General features: G+C 45.9%; 15 protein-coding genes and 1 other annotated feature. Of the genes, 11 read left to right on the top strand and 4 right to left on the bottom strand.

The window, feature by feature from the left end; all coding sequences use genetic code 11:
• Positions 1–77: 77 nt before the first annotated feature.
• A complete protein-coding gene (locus ACXADP_RS15080) occupies positions 78–1,025 on the top strand; it encodes a BMP family ABC transporter substrate-binding protein (RefSeq protein WP_474967853.1) in 948 nt (315 codons plus the stop codon).
• Between the two features lie 41 nt (positions 1,026–1,066).
• Here the strand turns inward: ACXADP_RS15080 and ACXADP_RS15075 are convergent, their stop codons facing one another.
• Entirely contained in the window at positions 1,067–1,246 is a 180-nt protein-coding gene (locus tag ACXADP_RS15075) for a hypothetical protein (RefSeq protein WP_474967854.1), read from the bottom strand.
• Between the two features lie 200 nt (positions 1,247–1,446).
• Here ACXADP_RS15075 and ACXADP_RS15070 point away from each other — a divergent pair, with 200 nt between their 5' ends.
• Positions 1,447–2,385, top strand: coding sequence for a beta-ketoacyl-ACP synthase III (locus ACXADP_RS15070; RefSeq protein ID WP_474967855.1), 939 nt, complete (start codon positions 1,447–1,449; stop codon positions 2,383–2,385).
• 16 nt (positions 2,386–2,401) lie between these two features.
• A complete protein-coding gene (gene fabF / locus ACXADP_RS15065) occupies positions 2,402–3,643 on the top strand; it encodes a beta-ketoacyl-ACP synthase II (protein ID WP_474971845.1) in 1,242 nt (413 codons plus the stop codon).
• A 22-nt stretch (positions 3,644–3,665) separates the two neighbouring features.
• Here the strand turns inward: fabF and ACXADP_RS15060 are convergent, their stop codons facing one another.
• Positions 3,666–4,676, bottom strand: a complete 1,011-nt coding sequence (locus ACXADP_RS15060) for an LCP family protein (RefSeq protein ID WP_474971844.1) — start codon at positions 4,674–4,676, stop codon at positions 3,666–3,668.
• A gap of 157 nt (positions 4,677–4,833) precedes the next feature.
• Here ACXADP_RS15060 and ACXADP_RS15055 point away from each other — a divergent pair, with 157 nt between their 5' ends.
• Positions 4,834–5,034, top strand: a complete 201-nt coding sequence (locus ACXADP_RS15055; RefSeq protein ID WP_160834913.1) for a YuzI family membrane protein — start codon at positions 4,834–4,836, stop codon at positions 5,032–5,034.
• Between the two features lie 90 nt (positions 5,035–5,124).
• A complete protein-coding gene (locus ACXADP_RS15050) occupies positions 5,125–5,886 on the top strand; it encodes a DUF3603 family protein (RefSeq protein WP_474967858.1) in 762 nt (253 codons plus the stop codon).
• Positions 5,887–5,914: 28 nt separating this feature from the next.
• On the opposite strand, the gene trpS is transcribed toward ACXADP_RS15050, so the two are convergent.
• Both trpS and ACXADP_RS15040 read right to left on the bottom strand, forming a co-directional pair.
• Positions 5,915–6,916 carry a tryptophan--tRNA ligase gene (gene trpS / locus ACXADP_RS15045; RefSeq protein ID WP_474967859.1) on the bottom strand — a complete coding sequence of 334 codons (1,002 nt, stop codon included), beginning with the start codon at positions 6,914–6,916 and terminating at the stop codon, positions 5,915–5,917.
• 72 nt (positions 6,917–6,988) lie between these two features.
• Positions 6,989–7,189: a binding site (T-box leader), on the bottom strand.
• 56 nt (positions 7,190–7,245) lie between these two features.
• Positions 7,246–7,608 (bottom strand): DUF3899 domain-containing protein, encoded by a 363-nt coding sequence (locus tag ACXADP_RS15040; protein WP_474970363.1) that lies wholly within the window; start codon positions 7,606–7,608, stop codon positions 7,246–7,248.
• Between the two features lie 416 nt (positions 7,609–8,024).
• Here ACXADP_RS15040 and ACXADP_RS15035 point away from each other — a divergent pair, with 416 nt between their 5' ends.
• The 6 genes from ACXADP_RS15035 (at position 8,025) to ACXADP_RS15010 (ending at position 15,344) form a co-directional block, all read left to right on the top strand.
• Positions 8,025–9,707: a peptide ABC transporter substrate-binding protein gene (locus tag ACXADP_RS15035; RefSeq protein ID WP_474967860.1), complete on the top strand. Its 1,683-nt coding sequence runs from the start codon at positions 8,025–8,027 to the stop codon at positions 9,705–9,707.
• Between the two features lie 172 nt (positions 9,708–9,879).
• Positions 9,880–10,806, top strand: coding sequence for an oligopeptide ABC transporter permease (gene opp3b / locus ACXADP_RS15030; protein ID WP_474967861.1), 927 nt, complete (start codon positions 9,880–9,882; stop codon positions 10,804–10,806).
• Between the two features lie 6 nt (positions 10,807–10,812).
• Positions 10,813–11,943: an oligopeptide ABC transporter permease gene (gene opp3C / locus ACXADP_RS15025; protein WP_474967862.1), complete on the top strand. Its 1,131-nt coding sequence runs from the start codon at positions 10,813–10,815 to the stop codon at positions 11,941–11,943.
• Between the two features lie 16 nt (positions 11,944–11,959).
• Positions 11,960–13,018, top strand: coding sequence for an ABC transporter ATP-binding protein (locus tag ACXADP_RS15020; protein ID WP_474967863.1), 1,059 nt, complete (start codon positions 11,960–11,962; stop codon positions 13,016–13,018).
• Entirely contained in the window at positions 13,015–13,953 is a 939-nt protein-coding gene (locus ACXADP_RS15015; protein WP_474967864.1) for an ABC transporter ATP-binding protein, read from the top strand. Before ACXADP_RS15020 ends, ACXADP_RS15015 begins: the two co-directional genes overlap by 4 nt.
• 176 nt (positions 13,954–14,129) lie before the next feature.
• Positions 14,130–15,344 (top strand): putative glycoside hydrolase, encoded by a 1,215-nt coding sequence (locus ACXADP_RS15010; RefSeq protein WP_474971843.1) that lies wholly within the window; start codon positions 14,130–14,132, stop codon positions 15,342–15,344.
• The last annotated feature ends 63 nt before the right edge of the window (positions 15,345–15,407 follow it).

Genomic DNA, 15,407 nt, shown 5'->3' with positions numbered 1-15,407 from the left:
CGCGGCATAGCGTTCTCTTTGAAAAAGATGTAGAATATAGGGATAGACTAGCCGCAGGGGTTTAGGAGTGCATACCGTTGAAAAATCGAGTCATCATGATTCTGCTTCTGATTGTTTTTCTAGCTGGCTGCCAATGGTTCCCTGGATATGAAAAAGACGTCGATGTCGGCCTTCTCGTGGAAACTTCGATTGACGATCAATCCTGGGGACAGCAGGGGTACCGGGGGCTGCAGGCAATTCAGGAAGAGTATGGGGTGGATATCTATTATAAAGAAGAAATCCGCAGCTACCAGCAATCGGCGGAAGCTGTGGAAGCGCTTGTTCAGCAGGGAGCCGAGGTGATTTTCGGACACAGCAATATCTATGGCAGTTACTTTCGTGAACTGCATCAAGCGTATCCTGAGATTGATTTCATATACTTTAACGGGCAGTTTGCCGCAGAAAACGTAACGAGCCTGAACTTTGATGCAAGGGCGATGGGGTTTTTCGGAGGCATGGTCGCCGGTGAAATGACGAAGGCGGATCAAGTTGGTTTGATCGGTGCTTTTGAATGGCAGCCCGAGGTGGAAGGATTTTATGAGGGTGTGAAATATCAGAATCCGGAGGCTGACGTCGATGTGGCTCTTTTGAACAGCTGGGAAAACACTGAACTTGCTCTTATGCAGTATGAAAGAATGAGGGACAAGGGAGCTGACGTTTTTTATCCGGCGGGTGATTTGTTTGCGGTGCCCATTATCGAACAGGCGAGGGATGATGGCCGTCTTGCAGTCGGTTACTTGGAAGACCAGTCCTCCATTGCTGCTCAAACGGTTTTGACGAGCACGGTTCAAAACGTTGATGAAGTATACAAATTGGCTATGGAACGTTATTTCAACGGAGACCTTCCCGGAGAAGCACTTACCTTTGATTTCAGTGAAGGAGCGATTACGATGGGGGAATTCAGTCCTGTCGTTCCGGAAGAATTCCAGGAGAATCTGGAAGCGGAAGTGGAAAACTATAAGGAAACGGGCACGCTCCCGCAGTGAAAAAAGACTTTGAGGCATCTGCCTTCAAAGTCTTTTTTCGTTCATTTCTTAAATTTATCCATAAACGGCTTCATCATTGGAGAAATGGATTTCCATGTTTTCGAAGCTTCCTGAAATAAGTCAGGGAAGTGGAGGGAAGACTCCTTTTCCTTATCTTCCTTGTTATCTTTATTGTTGAATCCCCAGAAATCATCAAACGGGGATGATTTACGCTTGGTCATTCATGATACACCTCCTTATTTCTACAATATGAGCAGGAACGCCGGCCATGTGGGCGGCTTTTTAATACGGTTGGAAATATCATGATTTTTTGAAAAGGGGAGGAGATGGCGGTGTGCTTGCAGAAATGTTCTGTATGAATTAGAATTAGTACCAAGTCATAAGAATTGATATTAGATATTACCTTTAAGGGGATGAACATATGAAGGCAGGATTCTTAGGAATAGGACACTACACGCCTGAAAAAGTATTGACCAACAAAGATATGGAGAAAATAGTAGATACAAGTGATGAATGGATCCGGACGCGGACAGGAATTGAAGAGCGCCGCATCGCTTCCGATGATATGGACACTTCTGACCTTGCTGTCCGCGCCTCTCAGGAAGCTTTGAAGGATGCTGGTCTGGACATTCAGGACATTGATATGATCCTTGTAGCCACCGTCACTCCTGACACGCCTTTCCCTTCGGTCGCCACCGTTCTTCAGGAAAAGCTTGGAGCGAGAAAAGTGGCCGCTATGGATTTGAGTGCGGCCTGTGCAGGGTTCATGTACGGTGTCATAACAGCGAAACAATTCATTGAATCAAACGCTTATCAGAATGTACTCGTTGTCGGTGTTGAGAAACTGTCTAAAATTACGGACTGGAGCGATCGTAATACGTGTGTTCTTTTCGGGGACGGCGCGGGTGCAGCTGTGATCGGTCCTGTCAGTGAGGACAAGGGGATTCTTTCCTTTGAGCTTGGCTCTGACGGATCAGGCGGCCAGCATCTATATCAGAAACCCGAGGCAAAACTTCAGATGAATGGTCGGGAAGTATTCAAGTTCGCAGTTCGTCAAATGCCGGAATCATCCGTGAACGTGGTTAAAAAGATCGGCTTAAGTGAACAGGATGTCGATTACCTGGTGCCTCACCAGGCCAACATTCGTATTATGGAAGCGGCCCGCCAGCGTCTTGGGATACCAGAAGAGAAAATGTCTACAGCCGTTAAACGTTATGGAAATACCTCTTCTGCTTCAATTCCGATCGCTTTGTCAGAGGACGTGAAGGCAGGTAAAATTAAAGATAATGATCTAGTAGTTCTTGTCGGATTCGGCGGTGGTCTCACATGGGGCGCCGTAGCTCTTCGATGGGGTAAGTAACCAAGGAGGAATTTTCATGGATAAACAACGTGTCGTCATTACTGGAATGGGAGCCGTAACTCCTGTCGGTAATACAGTGGAAGATATGTGGAACAGTATAAAAAACGGCGTTTCCGGTATCGGAGAAATCACAAAAGTAAATAAAGACGATTACCCGGTGCATGTCGCTGCGGAATTGAAGGATTTCGACCCTTCCAAGTGGGTGGATCGTAAAGATGCGCGCCGTATGGATCCATTTGTTCAATACGCCATGGCTGCTTCTCATATGGCCGTCGAAGATGCCGGCCTTGAAATCACAGAAGAAATTGCGCTGCGTACCGGTGTGTGGATCGGATCCGGTATCGGAGGCATGGGAACGTATGAGTCCCAGTTTGAGACTTTCCAGCAGAAAGGATACCGTCGTGTCAGTCCATTCTTCATCCCGATGATGATTCCGGATATGGCTGCGGGACAGGTGTCGATTTCTCTCGGTGCGAAAGGGATCAACTCCTGTACGGTAACGGCCTGTTCTTCAGGTGCCAACTCGATTGGAGATGCCTACAAGGTCATCCAGCGTGGAGACGCGGACATTATGATTGCGGGTGGTACGGAAGCACCAATGAACAAAATGTCCTTCGCAGGGTTCGCATCCGCCCGTGCACTGTCCTTAAATGAAGATCCACAAACAGCAAGCCGCCCGTTTGACCAGAACCGTGACGGTTTTGTTATGGGTGAAGGTGCCGGGATTCTCATTCTTGAGACATTGGAATCTGCGAAAAAACGCGGAGCGAAAATCTACGGCGAAATCACAGGTTACGGCTCGACAGGAGATGCGTATCACATTACGTCTCCAGCCCCGGAAGGCGAAGGCGCATCAAGAGCTATGCTTCAAGCCATCGGTGATGCCGGCCTGAAACCAGAGAATATCGATTATTTGAACGCTCATGGAACATCTACAGAACTGAATGATAAATTTGAAACCCATGCGGCGAAGACCGTATTCCAGGATTATGCCGGAAAACTGGCGATTTCTTCTACAAAATCGATGACCGGTCACCTGCTGGGAGCCGCTGGTGCCGTTGAGGCGGTTATTTCATTGAAAGCGATCAATGATGGCATTCTGCCTCCAACGATTAATTATGAAACACCGGATCCGGAATGTGATCTGGATTATGTACCGAACGAAGCCCGTCACCAGGACGTGAACACGGTGATGAGTAATTCCCTCGGTTTCGGCGGACATAACGTCAGTCTGATCTTCCAAAAATATCAGGATTAATAAAAAAGAGTCCGGTGTGTCGTTATGACACATCGGACTCTTTGTCTTCTTCGAAAAATTCTTCCAACGTCTGAGCGGTCTCTACAAAATCATGATTCAACACGAGGCCGACCGGATAGTCCTTGCGTTCATTCCACACGTTATCATTTGTTGGAACACTCATCATGTCAATGCTCCCGGAAGATTGGAAAAGAATATCCTTCCCGGCATTCAGGATGCTTGTTCCACTTAGATTGGTGTCGATGTAAGGCTGGATGGATCCGACGAGGCGGGGAGCTTTCAAAACGCCCTGCACAGACAATAGTTCGTCCTTCAAAATTTGAATCACCTTCTGCTGCCGCTCCACTCTGCCAAAGTCTCCCGAAGCATCACTACGGAAGCGGACATAGCCAAGCAGTTCATCTCCGGATAAAATCCGGCTTCCCTGCTCGAGGTCAATGTTGGTTGAGCCGTCCCCGGACGTATACTGCATATCTTTCTCTACGTCAATTTCTACTCCGTCAGGGGAGAGGGTGTCCACAATTTCGGTAAAACCGTTAAAATCTATGATCGAATAGTACTCGGCTTCAATACCGAAGTTTTCAGCGATTGTTTCGCGGAGGAGCTCAGGTCCGCCGATGGCAAAAGCGGCATTCAATTTGTTTTTGCCGTGACCTGGAATGTCCACATACATATCTCTCATCAATGAAACGATCTTCGTACTCTGCGTCTTTTTATCATACTGAGCGAGCATCATCGTATCAGTCCGGGACACTTCCGATCCTCTCTGGTCAATACCCAGAAGGAGAACCATCATTTGGTCATCTCCATTATCGACACCTTTAAATTCATCTTTATAGAGGCTTTCCGTCGTTTCTGAGAAGGCATTCTCGGCCGATGCGGTCTGGTTATTGAGAGAACGGTGCTTGCCGGCTAAAAATTCGTAAGCGGTATAACTGCTGAAGGCCAGCAATATAAAAGCGAACAGGGCGATTATCCCCTTGCGTCTGCGGCGTTTATTCCGTCTTTTCCGCAAGGAACGGGAATTACTCAAACCTCATCATCCTTTCAAAGTAGAAACGTACCTGATAAATAATGTACCTGTTAATGGAAGAGTTGTAAAGACTGGGATTTCTCAGTATTTCCGCGCATTTCCAGAAGATTTTCTTCATAAGATAGCTGTAGGAGGACGAGCCGGGAGGAGGCTGCCTGTGTGGTATTGGTTATTGCTGTTAACCGGTTTCGGTTTTGCTGTGGCTGGAGGGACGATCACCATCACCTATTTGAACTTTGTTCCCGCAGGTCTCAGCTGGATTGAATTTTTCCTGCTGATCCGAACCCGCCTGGAATGTTACTTGTTTCCTCTTGGGATTCTACTCATCACGACGGCCCTGATTTTAATGGATGATTAATTTTCTAAAATATGGATTGAAAGAATAAAAAAGCCAGTAATGGTCATAATGTAACCAAAAGAGATCACTGATTGAAAGTGAGGGTCCGTAATGTTATACATGCATGATCTATGGGTGAACTGGTTTGAAGGTGAAGAGAACGGGTACAATGTGTGCCGATTCCATGAGTGGAGGAAAGAAGACGGCATTGAATTGATCGATCAGATTCCACTTTTGTTTGTGAATGATGAGCTGTTTCATTTTATTGAAAACGATCTTCAGGATCTGCCGCCGGCACTGCTTCAGGATATCCACCGGAAGACGTATATGAAAAAGAACCAGGAGCGGCAGACCGTGGAGTATGCTGCGGTTGTGACAAATGGAAAGGATGTCGTCGTTTTTGACACGATCGGCTATACCCTCCCGGTCAAGAAGAGCCGTCTGATTCCAAGGCAGGAACGTCTTGTTTTTGAAATGGTTCAGGGGAAAATGCCGGAATCCTATTATATGGATAAAAACATTTTGAAAGAGCATCATATTTTATCCCTGGACCCCCGTAAAATGGCCGGCTTAACCCGCAGGGAACGGCAGTTGAAGCAGCTGCTTATGATGGCGCTTGATCAGCTGAAGAATTCGGACCATCCTGAGGAAGTACGTTACTGGCTCACGGAATGGGATCCGGGGCAGTATGCGTCCATCAAGCAGTTCAGCGTACAGGAAGCCTGGGACCGTTTGTATAAAGGGACATGCAGCGGGTGGTCAATGGTTCATGAAGAATTATGTAAGAAGATGGTTAAAGGACAACCATTTTTTGAAACCATCTGGCATGGAGAGAATGAACGCGTTTCCCAACATATGAACAGCCGGAATTGAGAACACTCAATTCCGGCTGTTTTTGATTTTATTTCTTTTTCACTCTTCCAAGGCCCATAGCTTTTTTCGCTTTCCGGATCATCTTCCCGGCTTCATAAGACGCTTTGTCAGCACCTTGATCAAGAATATCATCCAGTTCTTCTGAGTCAATCAGGCTTTCATAACGGTCCTGGATCGGTTTGAGAACGGCAATGACCGCTTCCGCTACCCCCTGCTTGAAGTCGCCGTACCCTTTTCCTTCATATTTCTTTTCCAAATCGCTGATGGAAACACCGCTGCAGGCCGATTCAATGGTAAGCAGGTTGGAGACCCCTGGTTTGTTTTCCTTATCATATTTCACAATTCCGTCCGAATCGGTCACTGCGCTTTTCACTTTCTTCAGGATTTTTTTCTCGTCATCCAGCATTGAAATGAAGCCCTTCTGGTTCTCGTCGGATTTACTCATTTTTTTCGTCGGGTCCTGCAGGGACATAATCCGGGCTCCTGCTTTAGGAATGCGCACTTCCGGAATCGTAAAAATGTCATTGAATTTGTTGTTGAAGCGCTGGGCCAGGTTTCGTGTCAGCTCCAAGTGCTGTTTCTGGTCATCGCCGACGGGTACGATATCTGTTTTATAAAGAAGGATGTCAGCAGCCATCAAAGGAGGATACGTCAGGAGGCCGGAGGAAACGCCGTCCTTACCTCCGGAGGCAGACTTATCCTTGAACTGTGTCATTCTTTCCAGTTCCCCGATGTAACTGATACTTTGGAGCATCCATCCAAGCTGAGTGTGTTCAGGAACTTCAGACTGGATGAACAAGGTCGCCTTGTCCGGGTCAATGCCGGAAGCCAGATACAAAGCAGCGAGTGAACGGATGTTCTTTCTAAGTTCTAAACGGTCCTGCGGAACGGTAATGGCATGCTCATCTACTATACAGAAATAGCAGTTGTTCTCATCCTGAAGCTCTGTAAAGTGTTTCATAGCCCCGATATAGTTACCGAGCGTCAATGTTCCACTCGGCTGAATACCGGAAAAAATCGTTTTTGTCATCTTTTTCACCTCTGGTTTAGTTTATAAGTAAGAAAAGCAGGAATATAAAAAAGCCATCCATCCCTTCCTTGTGGAAGGGACGAATGACCGTGGTGCCACCCTTATTACTTTCGTTTACACAAACGAAAGTCTCTCGAATCGTTAACGCCGATGCTACGTCTATCAGAAGCTCCGAAGTCCCAGTTCCCGTTCATGCCCTCAGCTGTTCACAGCAGCCACAGCCTCTCTGGAGAGGGGAGATGAACCGTACTTAATCTTCTTCCCAGCTTTTCATCTTATGTTTGAAGTAATTTTGTATTATAGCGTAACACCGGCATTTCCGCAAGTAGCTATAGAAGATAGTAAATGAGAAGTAAAATAAGTAAACCCACCATCAAGATAAACCCATGGAATAAGAAGAAGCGCGGCCAGGAGCCGCTGATACTCTTAGAAGGAAGGGGCTTATCCTGCCAGTCGTCCATATAATCCCCGTTTTTACTCATTCTATTGGTAAAGCGCCGGAACCCATAGGTGATTCCATCGAAAAAACCACCGCGGGTCACCCACGCAATCAATCCGATCCCTAAATAGAAGAAGGACAGGTAGAAGAGCTGATTAATGTAATGATATAGATTGTAAACAGGGGCGAGGATGATAAATAATAAAGTAGCGGCCGCCAGATTAATACCGGTCATCCTCCATTTATTTCTCATGATGCTCACAAGGTCTCCACCTTTCTGACAAACTCACCCATCATTATAGCATGGAGAGCAAGTATGAAGGCAGAGTAAAGTTGTTAATGAAACAGAATATTTAATAAACATAAAATAATGTATAAATCATACATGGGCTTTAGCGTAGAACTGCGCTAAACAACACATACTTATCAATGCGTCCCTTTTTTTATACAGAAAGGCTAATATTTACTAGAGTTTATTCCAAAGTCTTTGTAAAATAAACTAGGCATTTAGTCTTATTTTGTGTTAATGAAACGTAATAATGATGGGAATTTGGGAATTTTCATGAAAAAAAGGTAATGCAAAATAGTTAGAAAACTTGTATAATTCGATATGTGGACAAAATACCACAATAATTTCTTGAAAATTTTTAGGGGAGGTCATTTTCAAAGATGAAAAAGACAAATTGGCTGCTGCTGGTCCTGGCACTGGCACTAAGCATGTTCCTCGCAGCATGTTCCGGCGGATCGGACGAGTCGTCTGATTCTGCAGACAGCGGGGACTCATCAGACACAGAAGGTTCTTCTGAAGCTTCAGGGGAACAAGTACTTAGCTTGATGGATACAGCGGATATTCCAACAATGGATGCTTCGCTTGCAACAGACGCTGTTGCATTCCAATGGCTTGGATCTACGACAGACGGTCTTTACCGCCTGGGCGAGAATGGTCAACCCGAGCCTGGTATTGCTAAAGAACACGAAGTAAGTGAAGACGGTTTGACTTGGACATTCACTCTTCGTGAAGACGCTGTTTGGTCAAACGGCGATCAGGTAACTGCCAACGATTTCGTTTACGCGTGGCAGCGTGCTGTAAACCCTGATACAGGATCTGAATACGGTCCATATATGATGGGTGGAGTAATTGCTAATGCAACGGCTGTAGCTGACGGAGAAGTTCCTCCGGAAGAGCTTGGCGTTAAAGCGGTAGATGACTACACATTTGAAGTTACACTTGAAAAGCCGATTCCATACTTTGAGTCTATGACGACGTTCGGCACGTTCCTTCCAATGAACGAGAAGTTCGTTGAGGACAAAGGTGAACAGTACGCGCTTGAATCCGAAAACCTTCTTTCCAACGGACCATTTGTAATGACGGAATGGAGTCACGGGGAAGGCTGGACGCTTGAAAAGAATGAAGACTACTGGGATGCAGAAAATGTACAGCTTGAAGAAATCAATGTAAAAGTTGTTAAAGAAACAGCTACAGGAGTAAACTTGTATGATACAGGTGAAGTTGACCGCGTTAACTTGACTTCTGAGTTTGTTGATCAATACCGTACTTCTGATGAATTCAGTGTGAAGGAAGAGCCGACTCTTTTCTACCTGAAGATGAATCAGGAAAGCGATATGCTGAGCAACGTTAAAGCACGTCAAGCGGTTCAGATGGTTATCGACCGCCAAAGCATGATTGATGTTATTTTGAATAACGGTTCTGTTCCAGCAGGCGGCGATGTTCCTGGAAACTTCGCGAAACACCCTGAAACAGAAGAAGATTTCCGTGAAATCAACGGAGAGCTTGTAGAAACAAATGTTGAGGAAGCGAAGAAGCTTTGGAACGAAGCGAAAGAAGAAGAAGGTATGGATTCTGTAGAGCTTGAATACCTTGGCGGTGACACAGAAACAGCCCTTGAAATGGACGCATACCTGAAAGATCAGCTTGAGCAGCTTGAGGGACTGACGGTTAAAGTAACGTCTGTACCATTTAAAGAGCGTATCGAGCGCGACAAGAACATGGAGTATGACTTCCAGAATGCTGGATGGGGTCCTGACTACATTGACCCGAACACATTCCTGAACATGTGGGTGACCGATGGTGGTAACAACCATACCGGTTATTCCAGTGAAGCGTACGACGGCATGATTGAAAAAGCGAATAACGAACTTGCACAAGAACCAGTTGAGCGCTTCGAAACTTTCCTAGAAGCAGAAAAACTGTTGATTCAAGAGGATGCTGTTCTGGCTCCACTTTATCAGCGTGCACAGGCTCAACTTTGGAAGCCGTATGTTAAAGGTGTCATGGCTCAGCCAATGGGTCCTGATTACACGTACAAATATGCTTATATCGAAGGTGAATAATTGAGGGATTCCAACCACATATAGGCTTGCTTAATAGGGAAGAGAGTATATGTCCAACGAGTTGGCGTATGCTCTCTTTTTCCCTGTCAACCTATTATTCTGATTATAAACAACTTTCAGTTAATTCAGGCAATAAGAAGAGACTGTGGTTTATCTAATGGAGGTGTTCAATATGACTCGTTATATTATTCAACGGCTTATTTACTTGGTTATAACGATGATCTTAATTGCTACCTTAACGTTCTTCCTGATGAAGTTTTTACCAGGTACTCCCCTAAGTGCTGCAGATAAATTGTCAGAAGAACAACAACAGGTAGTTTTGGAAAAGTATGGCCTGGATGATCCAGTGCCAATTCAATATTTTAATTATATGGTTAATCTTGTACAGGGAGACCTGGGTATTTCCTTCCAGTTCGATAACCGTGAAGTTTCAACAATCATTATGGAAAGAATCGGCCCGTCCATGCAGCTTGGTGTGCAGGCGATGGTGATTGGAGTCATTCTGGGAATGCTTTTAGGCTTGGTTTCTGCAATCTACCATAACGGATTCATGGATTACACGTCCACCTTTTTAGCTGTGCTGGGTCAGTCCATTCCGTCCTTTGTATTCGCAGGACTCCTGCAGTTTTATATTGGCGTTAAGTTCGGCTGGTTTCCAGTTGCCTTGTGGGAAGGCTGGGAGTATACTGTTCTACCAACCGCTTCGTTGGCCATCTTCCCAATTGCAATTGCTGCCCGCTTTATGAGAACAGAAATGCTTGAGGTAATGGGTTCCGATTATATCGTGACTGCCCGTGCCAAAGGGGTCAATAAATTCGGTGTCGTATTCAAGCACGGTCTTCGTAACGCCTTGATCCCATTGATTACGGTTTTAGGCCCATTGGCGATCAGTTTGATGACAGGTTCTTTGGTTATTGAGAACATTTTCGCCGTACCTGGAATCGGTGAACAGTTTGTAAAAGCGATTAATGTGAATGATTACCCAATCATTATGGGGACAACATTGCTGCTATCTTTCATGTTCATCATTATCATCCTGGTCATCGACCTGCTTTATGGAGTCATTGATCCTAGAATCCGACTGGCAGAAGGAGAGTAGTCATTTATGGAAAACCATAAACCAAATAAAGATTTATTTGTTCCTGTGGATACCACAGATACTGAAAGTGAAAAGATTACCCGGCCGAGCCTGTCGTTCTGGCAGGATTCCTTTATCCGCCTTCGTAAAAACGTAGGTGCGATGATTGGGCTTGCTGTACTTGTTATTTTAGCCCTGCTGGCAATTTTCGGACCGTACTTGAATGATTACGGCGTATACGAACAGGACCTTTCCCGTTCTAAAATGCCTCCGAAGGTAGAGGGGCTTGGGTGGCTTGGTATGGATGGTACGCTGTCCGACGTCCAATCAGCCGCTACACTTGAGCAGGCAGAATCCAAAGCTTTGATGCGCTTTAACAATCAGGAAGATTTCATTGAAACAGAAGTTGTTAACGACGGCAGCGACGGTGATCCTGCCCAGGTAAGAGCGACGTATGATGTTTATGCAGCGAAAGACATTCAGGAAAACTACTGGTTTGGGACAGACGGTCTCGGTCGTGACCAGTGGACACGTACATGGATGGGAACGCGTGTATCCTTATACATTGCTTTCCTTGCTGCAGCGATTGATATGCTGATTGGTGTTGCCTACGGTGGAATTTCAGCTTATTACGGCGGCCGTGTGGATAACGTCATGCAGCGGATTATTGAAATTCTCGTAGGTATTCCAAACCTTGTTCTTGTTATTTTGATGATTTTGATTTTAGAGCCCGGGATCTTATCGATTACGATTGCCCTTGCGATAGCCGGATGGATATCGATGGCCCGGATTGTCCGTGGACAAATATTGAAATTGAAAAACCAGGAATTCGTGCTTGCTTCACGCACACTCGGTGCGAAAGACAGCCGGATTCTTCAAAGGCACTTGATTCCGAACGTACTTGGGTTGATCATCATTAACACGATGTTCTCGATCCCGTCAGCGATTTTCTTTGAAGCCTTCTTAAGCTTTATCGGTTTAGGACTGCCGACGCCGATGGCTTCATTGGGTACGTTGATCAATGCTGGTTTCCAGTCGCTGCAGATTTATCCGCACATCTTGTTGTTCCCGGCAGTTGTCATTTCCTTAATTATGATTGCCTTTAACGTCTTAGCGGACGGTCTGCGTGATGCGTTTGATCCGAAGATGCGTGAATAGGAGGTAGGTGTAACCAATGGAAAAATTACTAGAAGTAAAAGATTTACATGTATCCTTTGACACCTACGGCGGTGAAGTAAAAGCTGTACGTGGGGTTAATTTCGATTTGAATAAAGGGGAAACCCTGGCGATTGTGGGAGAATCGGGTTCCGGAAAATCCGTTACGACCAAAGCGCTGATGCAGCTGATTCCAATGCCTCCAGGGCGCATTAAGCAGGGGGAAATCATTTTTGAAGGACGCGACCTTGCTAAAATGTCGGATAAGCAGATGCAGAAAATCCGCGGGAAGGAAATCTCGATGATCTTCCAGGATCCGATGACTTCCTTGAACCCTACCATGAAGGTTGGAAACCAGATCATGGAAGGATTGATCAAACACCAGAAAATGAGCAAGCCGCAGGCACGTAAACGTGTCGTTGAGCTTCTTGAACTTGTTGGAATTGCAGATGCAGAAAACCGCATGAAGCAGTATCCTCACCAGTTCTCAGGTGGAATGAGGCAGCGTGTGGTTGTAGCGATTGCTCTTGCGTGCAACCCTAAATTATTGATCGCCGATGAGCCGACCACAGCTCTTGATGTAACGATTCAGGCGCAGATTCTTGAATTGATGAAGGATATTCAGAAGAAGACGGATTCAGCTACTATTTTCATTACCCACGACCTCGGTGTTGTTGCCAACGTAGCGGACCGTGTGGCGGTGATGTACGCTGGTAAGATTGTAGAAGTTGGAACGGTGGATGATATCTTCTACAATCCGAAACACCCTTATACATGGGGGCTTCTGGGTTCCATGCCGTCTCTTGACAGTGAAGATGAAGAGCTTTATGCCATTCCAGGTTCTCCACCGGACTTGCTGAATCCTCCGAAAGGGGACGCCTTCGCAGCCCGGAATGAGTATGCGATGAAAATTGATTTGGAAGAGGAGCCGCCAATGTTCAAGGTAAGCGATACGCACTACGCTGCCACGTGGCTGCTTCATGAAAATGCTCCGGATATCGATCCTCCAGCTGCAGTGAAGAAACGCATGGAAGGCATGGCGAAAACATCCGGCGGTTCGGAAGGTGAACAACGATGAGCAAGGAAAAATTAGTAGAAATTAAAAATTTGAAGCAGCACTTTAAAACTGGACGACACAGCGTTGTAAAAGCTGTGGACGGCTTGAATTTCGATATTTACAAGGGTGAAACCTTCGGCCTTGTAGGAGAGTCGGGCTGTGGGAAATCCACAACCGGCCGGACCATCATTCGTTTGTACGATGCTACCGATGGTGAAGTTCTCTACAACGGCGAAAATGTGCACGGGAAAAAATCCCGTGACCAGTTGAAAAAGTTCAACAGGGAAATGCAGATGATTTTCCAGGACCCTTATGCATCCTTGAACCCACGGATGAAGGTCGAGGATATTATTGCAGAAGGCATGGACATTCACGGTCTTTCAAAAGATTCGAAAGCAAGAAAAGAAAGGGTTCATGAGCTGCTTGAAACCGTCGGCTTGAACAAGGAACACGCCAACCGCTATCCCCACGAATTCAGTGGTGGACAGCGCCAGCGTATCGGCATTGCCCGCGCGCTGGCTGTGGATCCTTCCTTTATTATCGCAGACGAGCCGATTTCCGCCCTGGATGTTTCCATTCAGGCCCAGGTGGTCAACCTGTTGAAGAAACTGCAGAATGAAAACGGCCTGACGTATTTATTCATCGCCCACGACTTGTCCATGGTCAAATACATCAGTGATCGTATCGGTGTAATGTACTTTGGTAAAATGGTGGAACTTGCAGATGCAGAAGAACTGTATAAGCACCCGATCCATCCGTATACACAGTCTCTTCTTTCCGCCATCCCGCTGCCTGACCCGGATTATGAACGTTCCCGTGAACGTTTCACATATGATCCGAGTCAGCATGATACAAGTGAGGAACCGGAATTCCGTGAAGTACGCCCTGGACATTTTGTCCTTTGTACAACTAAGGAATTTGAGCAGTATCAAAGAGAGCATGGTACAGGTAGATAAGGAAGAAAAAGAAGACTCTGTCTCCATAGGCAGAGTCTTTTTCATGAATGTTCCCTTTTATAGGAAAAAGGAAGCAATCTTCCAAATATTTCAGGAAAGTTCAGATCATCATTGTTATAACGAAGCTTCCTCTTTTATAATGAATAAGAGACATAATAGGATAGGAGTAGGATGAAATGGGGAAAAAAAGTCTCTGGACCATGATTTTCACAGGTATACTGCTTGTGGGCATGATGATTCCAGTACATAATGCAGAAGCAGCAGATGGTAAAGATGCCGGTACGCTTACGAAAAAGCAGATGGGCTTAAAGGAGCTGGCTGTTCCAAGTCCGGCCGCAAGGTTTACATACAACTCTGGATTAAGCTTTGAATATCCGGATGCGGTTCGCGGCATCTACGTTACGGGTCCTTCCGCCGGCGGAGCTAAGATGGCAGAGTTGACGCAGCTGGTAGAAGACACCGAGCTGAATGCAATGGTCATCGATATCAAAGAGGATAACGGAAACATCACATTCCAGCCTGAAGAAGGATCACCTTACGCTGATGTGGCTGAATCTTTTATTGATGATCCTGAGCAGATGCTGAAGGAACTTGAGGAAAAAGGCATTTATCCGATTGCCCGTGTCGTTGTGTTTAAAGACAGTATGCTGGCGGAGAAACGTCCCGATCTGTCCTTTACACAAAATGGACAGGTATGGAAAAACGGCAAGGGAGAAGCGTTTGTGAACCCATTCATGGAAGAGGTATGGGAATATAACGTAGAGCTTGCTAAAAAAGCAGCAGAGATGGGCTTTGAAGAAATTCAATATGATTACGTCCGTTTCCCTGAAGGCTTCGGAAGCCGGGATGACCAGCTGGATTACGGGCAGGGGAAATATGCGGATATGGACCTGAATAACGTGCAGAAGCGTGTTCAGGCTGTCACCGACTTTGTAGAATACGCCCGTGGAGAGCTGGAATATTACGGGGTTGATGTGTCTGTGGATATCTTCGGATATTCAGCGACCATCGAAGAAGCTCCGAACATCGGACAGAACTTCTCGAAAATATCTTCCAACGTCGATGTTATTTCATCGATGATCTACCCAAGTCACTGGGGTCCGTATTTCGGTATATCCAAACCGGATGCTGAACCGTATAAGTTGATCAATGAATACGCCAAAGTGGAAAATGAAGTTCTCGGTAAGCTGGATCCAGCTCCGACCTCCCGTCCATGGCTTCAGGACTTTGAAGCCCCTTGGTTGTATTCCGGACCGACGAAACAGTATGGGAAAGCTGAAGTAGAAGCGCAGATCAAAGCCTTGAATGAAAACGGTATTGATGAGTTCCTTCTATGGAATGCCGGGAATAACTATACGAAAGGTGTCGACTACACACCGATGAATGAATAAAAAAGACCGGGGTCTCCCCGGTCTTAAGCTTGTAGAGAAATCTCTGTTTCTTTACAAGCTTTT

The sequence above is a fragment of the Halobacillus sp. AWH4_228 genome (assembly GCF_056158365.1).
The sequence above is the reverse complement of the archived record's forward strand: the minus strand, read 5'-3'. Positions and strand labels throughout refer to the sequence as shown.